This is a genomic window from Dyella kyungheensis (assembly GCF_016905005.1).
Classification (GTDB): Bacteria; Pseudomonadota; Gammaproteobacteria; order Xanthomonadales; family Rhodanobacteraceae; genus Dyella; species Dyella kyungheensis.
In genome coordinates this window covers 380,409-395,598 of the sequence record NZ_JADIKC010000007.1, presented here as the reverse complement: position 1 = coordinate 395,598, position 15,190 = coordinate 380,409, and the positions used below count along the sequence as shown (strand labels likewise).

General features: G+C 66.4%; 13 protein-coding genes. All 13 read left to right on the top strand.

What is annotated here, in order from left to right:
- The first annotated feature begins 49 nt into the window (after nucleotides 1–49).
- The 13 genes from rsmH to ftsZ all read left to right on the top strand — a co-directional run bounded on the left by rsmH (nucleotide 50) and on the right by ftsZ (nucleotide 14,916).
- On the top strand, nucleotides 50–973 hold the full coding sequence (gene rsmH, locus ISP20_RS16360; protein WP_204637174.1) for a 16S rRNA (cytosine(1402)-N(4))-methyltransferase RsmH: 924 nt from the start codon (nucleotides 50–52) through the stop codon (nucleotides 971–973).
- Complete coding sequence (gene ftsL / locus ISP20_RS16355; RefSeq protein WP_204637173.1) at nucleotides 970–1,242, top strand: cell division protein FtsL; 273 nt, start codon at nucleotides 970–972, stop codon at nucleotides 1,240–1,242. Before rsmH ends, ftsL begins: the two co-directional genes overlap by 4 nt.
- Complete coding sequence (locus ISP20_RS16350) at nucleotides 1,239–3,050, top strand: peptidoglycan D,D-transpeptidase FtsI family protein (protein ID WP_204637172.1); 1,812 nt, start codon at nucleotides 1,239–1,241, stop codon at nucleotides 3,048–3,050. The genes ftsL and ISP20_RS16350 overlap by 4 nt, the downstream gene beginning before the upstream one ends.
- Nucleotides 3,047–4,519: a UDP-N-acetylmuramoyl-L-alanyl-D-glutamate--2,6-diaminopimelate ligase gene (locus tag ISP20_RS16345; protein WP_204637171.1), complete on the top strand. Its 1,473-nt coding sequence runs from the start codon at nucleotides 3,047–3,049 to the stop codon at nucleotides 4,517–4,519. The genes ISP20_RS16350 and ISP20_RS16345 overlap by 4 nt, the downstream gene beginning before the upstream one ends.
- Nucleotides 4,516–5,886, top strand: coding sequence for a UDP-N-acetylmuramoyl-tripeptide--D-alanyl-D-alanine ligase (locus tag ISP20_RS16340; protein ID WP_204637170.1), 1,371 nt, complete (start codon nucleotides 4,516–4,518; stop codon nucleotides 5,884–5,886). The genes ISP20_RS16345 and ISP20_RS16340 overlap by 4 nt, the downstream gene beginning before the upstream one ends.
- Nucleotides 5,876–6,976 carry a phospho-N-acetylmuramoyl-pentapeptide-transferase gene (gene mraY / locus ISP20_RS16335; protein WP_204637169.1) on the top strand — a complete coding sequence of 367 codons (1,101 nt, stop codon included), beginning with the start codon at nucleotides 5,876–5,878 and terminating at the stop codon, nucleotides 6,974–6,976. Before ISP20_RS16340 ends, mraY begins: the two co-directional genes overlap by 11 nt.
- 1 nt (nucleotide 6,977) lies before the next feature.
- The gene (ftsW, locus tag ISP20_RS16330) at nucleotides 6,978–8,213 is read left to right on the top strand and encodes a putative lipid II flippase FtsW (RefSeq protein ID WP_204637168.1); all 1,236 of its coding nucleotides are present in this window, start codon (nucleotides 6,978–6,980) and stop codon (nucleotides 8,211–8,213) included.
- Nucleotides 8,210–9,283 carry an undecaprenyldiphospho-muramoylpentapeptide beta-N-acetylglucosaminyltransferase gene (gene murG, locus ISP20_RS16325; protein WP_204637167.1) on the top strand — a complete coding sequence of 358 codons (1,074 nt, stop codon included), beginning with the start codon at nucleotides 8,210–8,212 and terminating at the stop codon, nucleotides 9,281–9,283. Before ftsW ends, murG begins: the two co-directional genes overlap by 4 nt.
- On the top strand, nucleotides 9,280–10,719 hold the full coding sequence (gene murC / locus ISP20_RS16320) for a UDP-N-acetylmuramate--L-alanine ligase (RefSeq protein WP_204637166.1): 1,440 nt from the start codon (nucleotides 9,280–9,282) through the stop codon (nucleotides 10,717–10,719). The genes murG and murC overlap by 4 nt, the downstream gene beginning before the upstream one ends.
- Nucleotides 10,716–11,651 carry a D-alanine--D-alanine ligase gene (locus ISP20_RS16315; RefSeq protein ID WP_204637165.1) on the top strand — a complete coding sequence of 312 codons (936 nt, stop codon included), beginning with the start codon at nucleotides 10,716–10,718 and terminating at the stop codon, nucleotides 11,649–11,651. Before murC ends, ISP20_RS16315 begins: the two co-directional genes overlap by 4 nt.
- Nucleotides 11,648–12,385, top strand: a complete 738-nt coding sequence (locus tag ISP20_RS16310) for a cell division protein FtsQ/DivIB (RefSeq protein ID WP_204637164.1) — start codon at nucleotides 11,648–11,650, stop codon at nucleotides 12,383–12,385. Before ISP20_RS16315 ends, ISP20_RS16310 begins: the two co-directional genes overlap by 4 nt.
- On the top strand, nucleotides 12,382–13,614 hold the full coding sequence (gene ftsA / locus ISP20_RS16305) for a cell division protein FtsA (RefSeq protein WP_204637163.1): 1,233 nt from the start codon (nucleotides 12,382–12,384) through the stop codon (nucleotides 13,612–13,614). Before ISP20_RS16310 ends, ftsA begins: the two co-directional genes overlap by 4 nt.
- A 117-nt stretch (nucleotides 13,615–13,731) precedes the next feature.
- Complete coding sequence (gene ftsZ / locus ISP20_RS16300) at nucleotides 13,732–14,916, top strand: cell division protein FtsZ (RefSeq protein ID WP_204637162.1); 1,185 nt, start codon at nucleotides 13,732–13,734, stop codon at nucleotides 14,914–14,916.
- The last annotated feature ends 274 nt before the right edge of the window (nucleotides 14,917–15,190 follow it).

Genomic DNA, 15,190 nt, shown 5'->3' with positions numbered 1-15,190 from the left:
CGGTGGCAGCGCGGCGCAGTAACGAGACGGGAGCGGGAGTGCAAGCGGCATGGCCGAGCGATTAGTGCACATCCCGGTGATGCTGGGTGAAGCAGTGGAGGGTCTCGCCGTGCAGGCTGGCGGGCGTTATCTCGATGGCACCTTTGGACGCGGCGGTCACGCACGCGCCGTGCTGTCGCGCCTCGGTCCCGACGGCCGCCTGTTGCTGATGGATCGCGACCCCGCCGCCATCGCCACCGCGCAGGCGGAACTGGCCGGCGATCCGCGCGTCTCCATCCGCCACGCCAATTTCTCCAGCATGGCCGAGTGGGACGAAACCGCGGAAGGCCTCGACGGCATCCTGCTCGACCTCGGCGTCTCCTCGCCCCAGTTGGACGAAGCGGCGCGCGGTTTCAGCTTCATGGCCGATGCGCCGCTGGACATGCGCATGGATACGACGCAGGGCGAAAGCGCGGCGGATTTCCTGGCGCATGCCAGCGAGAAAGAGATCGCCGACGTGCTGTGGAACTATGGCGACGAGCGCTTCAGCCGCAAGATCGCCCGCGCCATCGTCGAAGACCGGGTCGAGAATCCGATCACCCGTACCGGCCAGCTGGCCGCGTTGATCGAGCGCCTGATCGGCCGCCGCGAGCCGGGCAAGCATCCGGCCACGCGCAGTTTCCAGGCCTTGCGCATCCATGTGAACGGCGAACTGGAAGCGCTCGAGCACGGGCTGAATGCCGCGCTCGACCTGCTCAAGGTCGGCGGGCGCCTGTCCATCATCAGCTTCCACTCGCTGGAAGATCGCGCGGTGAAGCTGTTCATCCGCGACCACTCCGGCCGTGTGCAGGGCAGTCGCCGTGGTCCGCCGGTGGCGGCCGCGCCTGCCCGCCTTGCCGCGGTCGGCAAGGCCCAATTTCCCTCGGATGCCGAGCTGTCCGTCAATCCGCGCGCCCGTTCGGCGGTGCTGCGCGTGGCGGAGAAGCTCGCATGAGGGTACTCGGCGGCATCTTCATGTTCATCCTGATCGCGGCGGTGCTTTCCAGCGCCATTGCCGTGGTGTGGACGCGCCATGAGAGCCGCGTGCTGTTCGTCGAGCTGACCCGCCTACAGAACCAGCGCGACGACCTCAACATCGAGTACGGCAAGCTCGAGCTGGAGCAGGCCACCTGGGCCGAGCCGCGTCGCGTGGACGACGAGGCGCGCCAGGTGCTCGGCATGCTCAATCCGAAGCCGCAAGACATCCAGTTGGTGCGTCAATGAAGCCGCGCCAGCGCACCTCGCCGACTGCGCGCCGCCACGCCGCGGCACCCAGCTCCCGTCGCCGCATGCTGGTGATGGGCGGCGTGCTCGCGGTCGCCTCGCTGGCGCTGGCAGCGCGCGCGTTCGACATGCAGGTGGTGCGCAAGGACTTCTATCAGAACCAGGCCGACGCCCGCATCCTGCGCGAAGTGCCCATCGCGGTGTCGCGCGGCACCATCTTCGATCGCAACGGCGAGCCGCTGGCGGTGTCCACGCCGGTGGTCTCGATCTGGGCCAACCCGGCCGAGGTGCTGGACAACGAAGACAAATTGCCGGCGCTGGCCAAGGCCATCGGCATGGATGCGGATGCGCTCAAGCAGTATCTGGCGCAGCGTTCGGAGCGCGAGTTCGTCTATCTGAAGCGTCAGATGCCGCCGGATGCAGCGCAAGTGGTGCTCGACCTGGGCGTGCCGGGCGTCAACGGCCAGCGCGAATTCCGTCGTTTCTATCCGTCCGGCCCGGTGATGGCGCACGTGCTGGGCTTCACCAATATCGACGACCACGGCCAGGAAGGCCTGGAACTGGCGTTCGACGACTGGCTGGCCGGCAAGGAAGGCCGCAAGCGCGTGATTCGCGACCGCCAGGGCCATGTGGTGGAAGATCTCGAGCTGGTGCGCGCGCCGCAGCCGGGGCGCGACATCACGCTCAGCATTGACCGGCGCATCCAGTTCCTCGCCTATAACGAACTGAAGAACACCATCCAGCAGTCGGATGCCGACTCCGGTTCGATCGTCATCCTGGACGTGCGCACGGGCGAAGTGTTGGCCATGGTGAACTGGCCGACCTACAACCCCAACGCGCTGCGCGGCAGCGATCCGTCGAGCCGCCGCAACCGTGCGATGACCGACGTGGTGGAACCGGGTTCCACCATCAAGCCGTTCTTGATGGCCGCGGCGTTGTCCAGCGGCAAATACACGCCGACCGGCCCGATGGTCGATACCGGCAACGGCAACTTCTATTACATCTCGCACACCATCCGCGACACGCACGCCTACGGCCTGTTGTCGCCCACGGGCATCATCGCCAAGTCCAGCAATATCGGCGCCGCCAAGGTGGCGATGACGCTCGATACCGGCCTGATGTCCGACACCTATCGCGCGTTCGGCTTCGGCAACAGCACCAACAGCGGTTTTCCGGGCGAAGCGTCGGGCTATCTCAAGCCAGGCAAGAGCTGGGGCATGCTTGAGAAGGCGATTCTTGCCTATGGCTACGGCCTCAACGTGACGCCGCTACAACTGGCCAATGGCTACGCCACCATTGCCGACAACGGCGTGATGCACCTGCCCACCTTCGTGAAGGGTTCGGACAACGAGCCCAAGCAGATCATCGATCCGAAGATTGCCAACGAGTTGGTGCAGATGATGGTGGCGGTCACCCAGCCGGGCGGCACGGGCGCCCCGTATGCATGGATTCCGAACTACGGCGTGGCCGGCAAGAGCGGCACGGCGCACAAGGCGACGGCCGGCGGTTACTCGAAGAACAACTACAGTTCGGCCTTCGCCGGCATCGTGCCCGCTTCCAGTCCGCGCTTGGCGGCGGTGGTGGTGATCGACAATCCCCGGAAGGGCAGCTACTACGGCGCGCTGGTCTCCGGCCCTGTCTTCGTCAAAGTGCTGGATGGCGCACTGCGCCTGCTGGACGTGCCTCCAGACAACATCGGTCGCTGGTATGTCGGCGGACCACTGCAAGGACAAAACGGTTTGACCGGCACCAAACAGCCCACGGTGGAAACCGTGGACGATGCACCGGTCGAGGGAGCCACGCCATGAGCGCCCGCCTCGACCAACTGCTCCAAGGCATCGCCGAGACCCAGGGTGTCGGCGATATCGTCGTTTCGGGACTCACCCTCGATTCGCGCCAGGTGCGTCCGGGCGATGCCTTCTTCGCCCTGCGCGGCACGCGCGAGCATGGCATCGCCTTTGCGCGCGGCGCCGTCGAGCGCGGTGCGCGCGTGGTGCTGGCCGAAGCGCCTGCCGCGCACGCCGACAGCCTCGACGTGCCGGTGTTGTGGGTGGATGGCCTGCACGGCAAGGTGGGGGAGATCGCCGCGCGCTTCTTCGGCCGTCCGTCCGACTCGCTGCGCGTGATCGGCGTGACCGGCACCAACGGCAAGACCTCCACCGTGCAGTTGCTGGCGCAGGCGCTGGAATACCTGGGTCATCGTGCGGCCACCATCGGCACGCTCGGTGCGGGCCTGCATGGCCGCCTCAACGAAGGCGAGCGCACCACGCCCGATGCCATCAACGTGCAGGGTCTGCTCGCGTCGTTCCGCGACGAGGGCGCCACCCACGTGGCGATGGAAGTGTCCTCGCATGCGCTGGAGCAGGGCCGCGTGGCTGCCGTGGCGTTCGAGGTCGCTGCGTTCACCAATCTCACCCGCGACCATCTCGATTACCACGGCAGCATGGAAGCCTACGGCGAAGCCAAGGCCAAGCTGTTCGCGTGGCCTTCGCTGAAAGCGGCTGCCGTCAACATCGACGATGCCTTTGGCCGCACACTCGCCCAGCGCCTGTCGCCGGGCGTGCAGACGCTGCGCCTGAGCACGGAAAGCCACGCGGACGCCGACGTCCGCGCGTTGAACATCGTCACCTCGGCCGAAGGGCTGGCGTTCGACCTGCAGACGCCATGGGGCAGGGATGCGGTGCGCAGCCGTCTGCTCGGCCGCTTCAATGTCGCCAACCTGCTGGCGGTGATCGCCTGCCTTGGTGCGTTGGGCGAATCGTTCGAGCGCATCGTCGCGGCGGTGGAATCGCTGGAGCCGATCAATGGCCGCATGAACCGCCTCGGCGGCGTGTCGAAGCTGCCGCTGGTGGTGGTCGACTACGCCCACACGCCGGACGCGCTCGAGCAGGCTCTTACCGCCTTGCGCGCGCACTGCGAAGGAAAGCTGATCTGCGTGTTCGGTTGCGGCGGCGACCGCGACGCGGGCAAGCGTCCGCAGATGGGCGCCATCGCCGAACGCCTGGCGGACCGCATCATCATCACCGACGACAATCCGCGCACCGAAAACGGCGACGTCATCGTGGCCAACATCGTGGCCGGGCTGCGTCACCCCGACAGGGCCCGGGTGGAGCGCGACCGTGGCTCGGCGATCGAACAGGCATTGGCCCTGGCACTGCCGGGCGATGTGGTGCTGATCGCCGGCAAGGGTCACGAGACCTACCAGGAAGGCGCCCACGGCAAGCGGCCGTTCGACGACCTGGCCGTTGCACGCCAGGTGCTGGAGGGCCGCGCATGATGCGCTTGAGCGCCATCGCGCTATGGACCCGCGGCCACCTGGTCGGTGCCGACGTGGACGTCATGCGAGTCACCATCGACACGCGCAAGCTGCAGGCGGGCGACCTGTTCGTCGCCATCAAGGGCGAGCGCGTCGATGGTCACGATTTCCTTGCCGACGCCATGGCACGCGGCGCCATCGCCGCGCTGGTCACGCGCAGGATCGACTCGCCGCTGCCCCAGGTGGTGGTGGACGATACGGCGCTGGCGCTGGGCGACCTGGCCAGTGCGGTGCGTGCCCAGGGCAATGTGCGCGTGATCGGCATCACCGGTTCCAATGGCAAGACCACGGTGAAGACGCTCACCGCGTCGATCCTGTCGCGCCACGGCCGCACCCACGTGAATGCGGGCAACTACAACAACGAGCTCGGCCTGCCGCTGACCTTGCTGGCGATGCCGCAGGACACGCAGTTCGCCGTGCTCGAAATGGGCGCCGGCAAGCCGGGCGACATTGCCTATCTCGCTGCCATCGCGCGGCCCGATATCGGCCTCGTCAACACCATTGCGCCCGCGCATCTTGAGCGCATGGGCAGCGTGGAAGGCGTGGCCGAGACCAAGGGCGCGCTGTATCAGGCTTTGCCGGTCGACGGCGTGGCGATCATCAATGCGGACGATGCGTTCGCCAGCTTCTTCGCGGGGCTGGCCGGCACACGTCGCCAGTTGCGCTTCGGTTTGGACCACAAGGCCGACATCGGCGCGGATATCGTCGACCAGCGTGTCGACGGCTCGCATTTCGTCTTGAGCACGCCGGTAGGCGATGCCGATGTGCATCTGCCGCTGGCCGGTCGCCACAACATTGCCAATGCACTGGCGGCCGCGTCGATCGCGCTGGCACTCGAAGTGCCGCTGGACACCATCGTGGAAGGCCTCGAGCAGGTGCCCGGCGTGGCTGGTCGTCTGCAGCTCGAACGCATGCCGGGTGGCTGGACGCTGATCGACGACAGCTACAACGCCAACCCCGGCTCGGTCGGTGCCGCCATCGACACGCTCGCGCTGGCCGAAGGCGAACGCTGGCTGGTGCTGGGCGACATGGCGGAACTGGGCGACAACGCAGCGGCGCTGCATGCCGGCATCGGCGAGCGCGCCCGCCAGCACGGCATCGATCGCCTGTTCGCGGTGGGGCCGCTGAGCGCAGCCGCCATCAAGGCGTTCGGCGCACGCGGCGAGCATTTCGCCGACAAGGCGGCGCTGGCCGCCGCACTCAAGCAACAACTGCACGGCGGCGTGACCTGCCTGGTCAAGGGCTCGCGTTCGGCCGGCATGGATCAAGTCGTCGTCGCGCTTCGCGACCACAAGGGAAATGGGGAGGGCACATCCGATGCTGCTTGAACTCGCAGACTGGATGGCTCGGCACTTCACCGCCCTGCACCTGTTCCAGTACATCACGTTCCGCACCATCATGGCCGCGCTCACCGCGCTGGCGATGTCGCTGCTGTTTGGCCCGGTGCTCATCCAGAAGCTCGCCGAACTCAAGGCGGGGCAGGTGGTGCGCAAGGACGGTCCGCAGACGCACCTGGCCAAGGCCGGCACGCCCACCATGGGCGGCGTGATGATCCTGCTGGCCGTGACGCTGTCCACCCTGCTGTGGACCGATCTGCACAACCGCTACGTGTGGCTGGTGCTGGCGGTGATGCTGTGCTTCGGCGTGATCGGCTTCTACGACGACTACAAGAAGCTGGTGCTGAAGGACAGCCGCGGGCTGGCGTCGCGCTGGAAGTATTTCTGGCAGTCGGTGTTCGGCCTCGCCGCGGCGCTGTTCCTCTATTACACGGCGCCGCATGCCAACGGTGCGCTGCCGGTGGCGGAAACGGCGCTGTACGTGCCGTTGTTCAAGCAGGTCGCGCTGCCGCTGGGTTTCCTGTTCGTGGTGGTCGCCTACTTCATGATCGTGGGCTTCTCCAACGCGGTGAACCTCACCGACGGCCTCGATGGTCTCGCCATCATGCCGACCGTGCTGGTGTCGGGCGCGCTGGGCGTGTTCGCGTATCTCGCCGGCAACCGCGTGTTCTCCGAATACCTGGGCATTCCCTCGATTCCGGGTGCAGGCGAGCTGGCGATCTTCTGCGGCGCGCTGTCCGGTGCGGGCCTGGGTTTCTTGTGGTTCAACACGTATCCCGCGCAGGTGTTCATGGGCGACGTCGGTGCATTGGCGATCGGTGCCGCGCTGGCCGCCATCGCCGTGATCGTGCGCCAGGAAATCGTGCTGCTGGTGATGGGCGGCGTGTTCGTGATGGAAACCGCCTCGGTGATGATCCAGGTGGCCAGCTTCAAGATGACCGGCAAGCGCGTGTTCCGCATGGCGCCCATCCATCATCACTTCGAACTCAAGGGCTGGCCCGAGCCGCGCGTGATCGTGCGCTTCTGGATCATCAGCGTCGTGCTGGTGCTGATCGGCCTCGCCACGTTGAAGGTGCGCTGACATGCTCTTCGACACCACGCAAGCCAAACGACGACAGGGTCCCCGCGGCAGCTTCGACATGCTGCTGGTGATCGCGCTCGTCGGTCTGGCGTGCGTCGGTGTCGTGATGGTCACCTCCAGCTCCATCGCGGTGGCCGACAGCCAGCACATAGGCGCGTTCTATTACCTGAAGAAGCATCTTCTGTTCCTGAGCTTGGGCGCGATCGTGGCGACCTTCGCCATGCGCACGGAACTGAAGCTGCTTGAAAAGCACGCCTGGATGATGTTCGGCGGCGCGGTCTTGCTGTTGGTGCTGGTGTTCGTGCCCGGTATCGGCATGCGGCTCAACGGCGCGCATCGCTGGCTCAACTTCCGCGTCACCACGTTCCAGCCGGTCGAGGCGGTCAAGCTGATCCTGGTCGTCTACGTGGCCAGCTATCTCGTGCGCCATCGCGAAAGCGTGGAAAGCAGTTTCTGGGGCTTGTTCAAGCCGATCATGGTGGCGGGCCTGTTCGTGGTGATGCTGCTGGTGCAGCCGGACTTCGGCTCGGCCACGCTGATGATCGCGGTGACCATCGGCATGATCTGGATGGGCGGCGCCAAGCCGGTATTTCTCGGCGGCATGGGCCTGCCGGTGGTGGCGTTGCTGTGGTTCGTGGCGAAGTTCGAGCCGTACCGCATGCGCCGACTGACCTCGTTCGTCGATCCCTGGGCCGATCCGTTCAACGACGGTTTCCAGCTCACGCAGTCGCTGATGGCCATCGGCCGCGGTGAATGGACGGGCGTTGGCCTGGGTTCCAGCGTGCTGAAACTCTCGTATCTGCCCGAGGCGCATACCGACTTCATCTTCGCGGTGATCTCCGAGGAATTCGGCCTGGCAGGCATCCTGTTCGTGATGCTGCTGTTCGGTGTCGCCGTGGGACGCGGCCTGTACCTGGGCGTCAAGGGCATGGAAATCGGCCAGCGTTTCGCCGGCTACGTGGCGTGCGGCATCTCGCTGATGATCGGCCTGCAGGCGATGGTCTCCATCGGCGTGAACCTGGGCGCGCTGCCGACCAAGGGTCTCACGCTGCCGCTGATCAGCTATGGCGGTTCCTCCATCGTGCTCACCTGCGCGATGGCCGGCGTGCTGCTGCGTACCACTTACGAAATCAATCGCGCGCTCGACGCACGCCAGATGGCCACGCGCATGCCGGCCAGCGCGGCGCCGGACGCCAACGCAGCGGCCGCGCCCGGGCGCGAGGCGGTGACCGCATGAGCGCGCCCAAGCCCGTGCTGATCATGGCCGGCGGCACCGGCGGCCACATTTTCCCGGGCCTGGCCGTGGCCGAGGCGCTGCGCGCGCGCGGCGTTCCGGTCGTGTGGCTTGGTGCCGAAGGTGGCATGGAAACCAAGGTGGTGCCGGCGCACGGCATCGAGCTGGTGACGGTGCCGGTCGGTGGCCTGCGCGGCAAGGGGCTCAAGACACGCTTGCTCGCGCCACTCATGTTGGCGCGCGCATTGATGTCCTCGTTGTCTGCATTGCGCCGGATCAATCCGCGCAGCGTGTTGTCGATGGGCGGCTACGTGGCCGGTCCTGGCGGTGTAGCGGCGCGCATGACACGTCGCCCGCTGCTGGTGCACGAACAGAATCGCGTCGCCGGTTTCACCAATCGCAAGCTCGCCAGCCATGCGCAGCGCGTGCTCGCCGGTTTCAGCGATGCGCTGCCCAATGCCGAATGGGTGGGCAATCCCGTGCGTGGCGCCATTGCTGCGTTGCCGTCGCCGCGCGAGCGCATGGGTGGCCGCAGTGGACGTCCGCGTCTGCTGGTGCTGGGCGGCAGTCTCGGCGCGCGTGCATTGAATATCGCCTTGCCGCAGGCGCTGGCGCTGATGTCGCCGTCGCAGCGACCCGAGGTGCTGCACCAGTGCGGCAACCGCGGCATCGATGAAGCGCGCGCGGCCTATGCGAAAGCGGGCGTGGAAGCGCAGATCGTGCCCTTCATCGAAGACATGGCCGGCACCTACGCATGGGCGGATCTCGCCGTGTGCCGCGCCGGTGCGCTGACCCTGGCCGAGCTGACGGCTGCCGGTCTCGGCGCCGTGCTCGTGCCGTTCCCTTATGCGGTGGACGACCACCAGACCCGCAATGCGGAGGCGCTGGTCGCCGCGCATGCGGCCGAGTTGATGCAGGAGAAGGACCTGGACGTACAGCAGTTGGCGCAACGCCTGGAAGCGTTGCTGGATAACCGCGAGCGCATGATCGCGATGGCCGAGGCCGCGCGCACGCTGGCCAAGCCCGATGCCGCGGATGTGATCGCACGCGCCTGCATGGAGGTGGCCGCATGACGCCGCGTCGCCTGCTCGCGCACGAAGACCTGATGACCACCTTCCGCCGCGTGCACTTCATCGGCATCGGTGGCGTGGGCATGAGCGGCATCGCCGAAGTGCTGCACAACCTCGGCTATGCCGTGTCCGGCTCCGATCGCTCCAACTCGCCGACCGCACAGCGCCTGGCCAGCCTTGGCATCGTGGTGCACATGGGTCACGCTGCCGAGCACATCGGCGATGCCGACGTGGTGGTCACGTCCAGCGCCATCAAGGCCGACAATCCGGAACTGCAGGCCGCGCGTGCCGCGCGCATCCCGGTGGTGCCGCGTGCCGAGATGCTGGGCGAGCTGATGCGTTTCCGTCGCGGCATCGCCATCGCCGGCACGCACGGCAAGACCACCACCACCAGTCTCGCCGCCAGTGTGCTGGCCGAGGCGAACTACGATCCGACCTTCGTGATCGGCGGCCAGCTCAATGCGGCCGGCGCCAATGCGCGACTGGGTACGGGCCAGTACATCGTGGCCGAAGCCGATGAGTCGGATGGTTCGTTCCTGATGCTGTCGCCGGTGATCGCCGCGATCACCAATATCGACGCGGATCATCTGGAGAACTACAACAACGATTTCGCGCAGGTGAAGAAGGCCTTCGACGATTTCCTGCACCGCCTGCCGTTCTACGGCCTGGCCGTGCTGTGCGTCGACGATCCGGAAGTCGCCGCGCTGGCGAAGTCGACCACGCGCCGCGTGATGACTTACGGCATCGACACGCAGGACGCCGACGTGCGCGCGAGCAATCTTTCGCAGCACGGTTTCGAAATGCACTTCGACCTGTGGCTGCCGGGTCGCAACGAAGCCCTGCACGTGAAGTTGAACCTGCCGGGCCGCCACAACGTGCTCAACGCGCTGGCCGCCGCCACCATCGGCTGGCAGCTGGGCGTGGAAGCCGAAGCGATTGCGCGCGCGCTGGAAGCGTTCCAGGGCGTGGGTCGCCGTTTCCATCGCCGCGGCGAGATCGCGCTGGACCAGGGCAACGTCCTGCTGGTCGACGACTACGGCCATCACCCGCGCGAACTCGCGGCCGTGTTCGCTGCCGCACGCGGCGGCTGGCCGGATCGCCGCCTGGTGGTCGGTTTCCAGCCGCATCGCTATAGCCGCACGCGCGATCTGCTCGACGACTTCGCCAACGTGCTCGCCGAAGCCGACGTGCTGGTGCTGACGGAAATCTATGCGGCCGGCGAAGCGCCGATCACGGGCGCCGACGGCCGTGCGCTGGCCCGTGCCGTGCGCGCACGCGGCAAGGTCGATCCGGTGCTGATCGATCACCCGCGCGATTTCAAGGAAACGCTGCCCGCGCTACTGCGCGACGGCGATTTGTTGCTGCTGCTTGGCGCCGGCGATATCGGCGCTGCGGCGGTGGAGCTGGCCAACGCCGGTCATCTGAGGACGAACAAGTGAGCAAGACGATCACCGATCCCGCACAGTTTGGCCGCGTCGCCGTCGTCATGGGCGGCAGCTCGGCCGAGCGCGAGGTCTCGCTGGACTCCGGTCGCAACGTGCTCGCGGCGCTGCAGGCGCGCGGCGTCGATGCGCATGCCATCGATGGCATCCCGGCATTGCTCGACGCGGTGCGTGCGGGTCACTTCGCCCGCGTGTTCAATATTCTCCACGGCGGTGGCGGCGAGAACGGCGAGCTGCAGGGTGCACTGCAGTCGCTGCGCGTGCCGTTCACCGGCTCGGGCGTGCTGGGCTCCGCGCTGTCGCTGGACAAGATTCGCGCCAAGCTGGTGTGGCAGGCGATCGGCCTGCCCACGCCGAAGTTCAAGGCGCTGCCGCGCGGCGCCGACGTGCATGCCGCTGCGCGTGAGATCGGTTTCCCGCTGATCGTGAAGCCCGCCTGGGAAGGTTCCAGCGTCGGCGTCTCGCGCGTGTTCAAGGAAGAAGACCTCGACGAGGCCGTGGCGCTGGCCCAGCGCTATCCCGGCGACATGCTGATGGAAACGCTGATCGAGGGCGGCGAGTACACCGTCGGCGTGCTCGATCGTCAGGTGCTGGCCACCATCAACATCGTGCCCAAGGGCGAGTACTACGACTACAACGCCAAGTACATCGCCGAAGACACGCAGTACATCTGCCCCGGCCTGCGCGGCGACGACGAGCGCGAGATGCAGGAACTGGCGCTGCGCGCGTTCGATGCGCTGGCGTGTTCCGGTTGGGGTCGCGTGGACGTTATGCGCGACAAGCAGGGCCGCAACTGGCTGCTGGAAGTGAACACGGCGCCGGGCATGACGTCGCATTCGCTGGTGCCCAAGGCGGCCGCCGTCGCGGGCATCGACTACCAGACGCTGTGCTGGCGCGTGTTGGAAACGAGCTTCCGGGAGGGCGTGTGAGGGGAACCGTCCGCCTCGTTGCCTGGGTTTTGGCCATCGCGCTCGTGGCGCTGCCGATTGTCGGCGTGCTGCGCGGATGGTTTGCGGCCAATCGTTGGCCGGTGACCCAGTTGATGGTGCAAGCCGAGTTCAAGCATGTCACCGAGGACTCGCTCCGTTCGGTGGTGATGCCGCGCCTCGGCAAGGGGTTCTTTGCGCTCGATCTCGATGGCGTGCAAAAGGCGGTGGCCGCGTTGCCGTGGGTGGAGTCGGTGGAAGCACGCAAGCGCTGGCCCGACACGCTGATCCTGCGCATCTACGAGCGCCAGCCGTTTGCGCGCTGGAACGAAAAGCAGTTGATCAGCCGCCAGGGACTGGTGTTCGACGTGCCCGATGTTTCGGCGAACACCGATCTGCCCGACCTGCGCGGTCCGGACGCGCGGCTGGCGGAAGTGGTGAGCTTCTACGCGGAAACGCAAAAGGCGTTCACCAACACGAAACTGAAAATCACCGGCGTCTCGCTCACCGAGCGTGGCAGCTGGAGTCTGACCACCAGCAGCGGCGCGCAGATCGTCATCGGCGATCGCGACCAGGCAGGCCGTCGCCTGCGCCGCTTCCTGGACGTCTACCCCCAATTGATGGCGGGCCATAGCGATGGCTTCGCCTATGCCGATCTTCGATATACCAATGGATTTGCCGTTCGATGGCCGCCCCAGGCGAACACCGTGAACGCTGGAGGCTCACCCCGCACATGAAGACCAAGAACGACAAGCAACTAGTCGTCGGCCTCGACATCGGCACCTCGAAAGTGGTGGCGATCGTGGGCGAGTACGAGCCTGGCGAACCGATCGAAGTGATCGGTATCGGCACCCATGTGTCGCGCGGCATGAAGCGCGGTTCGGTGGTCGATATCGAATCGACGGTGCACTCCATCCAGCGCGCCGTGGAAGAGGCCGAGCTGATGGCAGGCTGCGATATCCGCTCGGTCTACGCCTCCATTTCCGGCAGTCACCTGGAAACCAAGAACTCCCACGGCACCGCCGCGATCCGCGATCGCGAAGTGACCCCGGGCGACCTGGAGCAGGTACTGGAAGCGGCCAGCGCAGTCGCCATTCCGGCGGACCGCAAGGTGCTCTACAAGGAATCGCAGGAATACCGCATCGACGGCCAGGATGGCATCCGCTCGCCGGTAGGCATGAGCGGTGTGCGCCTGGAAGCGAGCGTGCATCTGGTCACCGGTGCCGCTGCGGCCGTGCAGAACATCAGCAAGTGCATCCAGCGTTGCGGCCTTACCGTGGATGAGCTGGTGCCGTCCGCCGTGGCCAGCGCCAAGTCCGTACTGACCGACGATGAGCGCGAGCTGGGCGTGTGCCTGGTGGACATCGGCGCCGGTACCACCGACATCGCCATCTACACGCAGGGTGCGATCCGCTACACCAAGTCGCTGCCGGTGGGCGGCGACCAGGTGACCAACGACATCGCCTACGGCGTGCACACGCCGACCGCGCATGCCGAGGAAATCAAGATCAAGTACGCCTGCGCGCTGGCGCAGCTGGCGCATGCCGAGGAAACCATCCAGGTGCCGAGCGTGGGCGACCGTCCGCCGCGCCGCCTGGCGCGCCAGTCGCTGGCGCAGTCGGTGCAGGCGCGCTACGAGGAAATCTTCGAGATGGTGCAGGACGAGCTGCGTCGCTCCGGCTACGAAAGCCTGGTGGCGGCCGGCGTGGTGCTCACCGGCGGTGCCTCGCGCATGGAAGGTGCGCTGGAGCTGGCCGAGGAGATCTTCCACAAGATGGTGCGCGTGGGCGTGCCGCAACACGTCAGTGGCCTGGGCGAAGTGGTCGCCAATCCGCTGCATTCCACCGGCGTGGGCCTGCTGTTGCACGGCGCGCGCTCGGGCGGCATGCGCGTGAGCGGCCCGTCCGGCGGCAGCGTCGGCGGACTGGTGGACAAGTTGCGCGGCTGGATCACCAAGAATTTTTAATTGGGCAGGGCATGAAGCCTGGCCTAGGACGAATGGATGTTCGTCCGCCACCTCGGGGCGACAGGAACGTCAGCACCCGCGGTTACAACGACAACGATGCTCTACGGAGGACGGGAAATGTTTGAACTCATCGAAAAACTCGCACCCAATGCAGTAATCAAGGTCATCGGCGTGGGCGGCGGCGGCGGCAATGCCGTGGCACACATGCTCAATGCAAACATCGAAGGCGTCGAGTTCGTCGTCGCCAATACCGATTCGCAGGCCATGAAGAGCTGCGGCTCGCGCACGCACCTGCAGCTCGGCGCCAACGTCACCAAGGGTCTGGGTGCCGGCGCCAACCCGGAAGTGGGCCGTCAGGCCGCACTGGAAGACCGCGAGCGCATCGAGGAAATGCTCGAAGGCGCGGACATGGTCTTCATCACCGCCGGCATGGGCGGCGGTACCGGCACGGGCGCAGCCCCGGTGGTGGCCCAGCTCGCCAAGGAAAAGGGCATCCTGACGGTCGCGGTGGTCACCAAGCCGTTCCCGTTCGAAGGTCGCCGCCGCATGCAGGTCGCCGCCAAGGGCATCGAAGACCTGTCGCAGCACGTCGATTCGCTGATCACGGTGCCGAACGAGAAGCTGCTGTCGGTGCTCGGTCGAGAAGTGACGCTTCTTAATGCGTTCAAGGCCGCCAACGACGTGCTGCTCGGCGCCGTGCAGGGCATTGCCGACCTGATCACCGCCCCGGGCCTGATCAACGTCGACTTTGCCGACGTGCGCACGGTGATGTCCGAAATGGGCATGGCGATGATGGGTTCGGGCACCGCCCGTGGCGACGACCGCGCCCAGGCCGCTGCCGAGGCCGCGATCAACAACCCGCTGCTGGAAGACGTCAATCTCAACGGCGCCTGCGGCATCCTGGTCAACGTCACCGCCGGTCCGAACCTGACCATGCGCGAATTCGACGAGATCGGCCGCATCATCCACGACTTCGCCAGCGAAGACGCCACGGTGGTGATGGGTACCTCGCTCGATCCGGAAATGCAGGACGACGTGCGCGTCACGGTGGTGGCCACCGGCCTCAACCGCGCGTCCGACCTCCGCCAGCCGCAGCGTCCGATGGTCGCCCAGCACGTGGAGATGCGTCAGCGTCCGCGTCCGGTGGTGCTGCGTACCGGCACCGGCAACGAAGTGGTCGACTACGCCCAGCCGGAAGTCACCACCAGCAGCCGCGTCGACACCGGTGGCCCGGCCAAGAGCGCCGATCCGAGCTTCGATTACCTCGACATCCCGGCGTTCCTGCGCCGCCAGGCGGACTGAACAAACTGACTGGGCAAATAATTTGAAGAAAAATTGAACAAATCGCCGGTTTCACTTGTCAGTAACGAATCGCGCTTGGGAACCGTCCTGACGGAACCCATGTTCGAGTCCGCTCTCCGCCCCCAGGGGCGGTCGGTGGTTTAACTGACGCCGTGCCGGTGCTCGTTCTTGAAGATGTAGGGCCATGCCTCATGGATGGGCATGACCGGCCAGGAAATGATTTTCTGGCCCGGTCCGACGCCCCGAGACCGGATCCCGTCCCGGTCCGGGGCGT

Bases quoted from the DNA above. Each gene is read 5' to 3' on its own strand.
- rsmH (WP_204637174.1), top strand. From the start codon at position 50: ATGGCCGAGCGATTAGTGCACATCCCGGTGATGCTGGGTGAAGCAGTG.
- ftsL (WP_204637173.1), top strand. From the start codon at position 970: ATGAGGGTACTCGGCGGCATCTTCATGTTCATCCTGATCGCGGCGGTG.
- ISP20_RS16350 (WP_204637172.1), top strand. From the start codon at position 1,239: ATGAAGCCGCGCCAGCGCACCTCGCCGACTGCGCGCCGCCACGCCGCG.
- ISP20_RS16345 (WP_204637171.1), top strand. From the start codon at position 3,047: ATGAGCGCCCGCCTCGACCAACTGCTCCAAGGCATCGCCGAGACCCAG.
- ISP20_RS16340 (WP_204637170.1), top strand. From the start codon at position 4,516: ATGATGCGCTTGAGCGCCATCGCGCTATGGACCCGCGGCCACCTGGTC.
- mraY (WP_204637169.1), top strand. From the start codon at position 5,876: ATGCTGCTTGAACTCGCAGACTGGATGGCTCGGCACTTCACCGCCCTG.
- ftsW (WP_204637168.1), top strand. From the start codon at position 6,978: ATGCTCTTCGACACCACGCAAGCCAAACGACGACAGGGTCCCCGCGGC.
- murG (WP_204637167.1), top strand. From the start codon at position 8,210: ATGAGCGCGCCCAAGCCCGTGCTGATCATGGCCGGCGGCACCGGCGGC.
- murC (WP_204637166.1), top strand. From the start codon at position 9,280: ATGACGCCGCGTCGCCTGCTCGCGCACGAAGACCTGATGACCACCTTC.
- ftsA (WP_204637163.1), top strand. From the start codon at position 12,382: ATGAAGACCAAGAACGACAAGCAACTAGTCGTCGGCCTCGACATCGGC.
- ftsZ (WP_204637162.1), top strand. From the start codon at position 13,732: ATGTTTGAACTCATCGAAAAACTCGCACCCAATGCAGTAATCAAGGTC.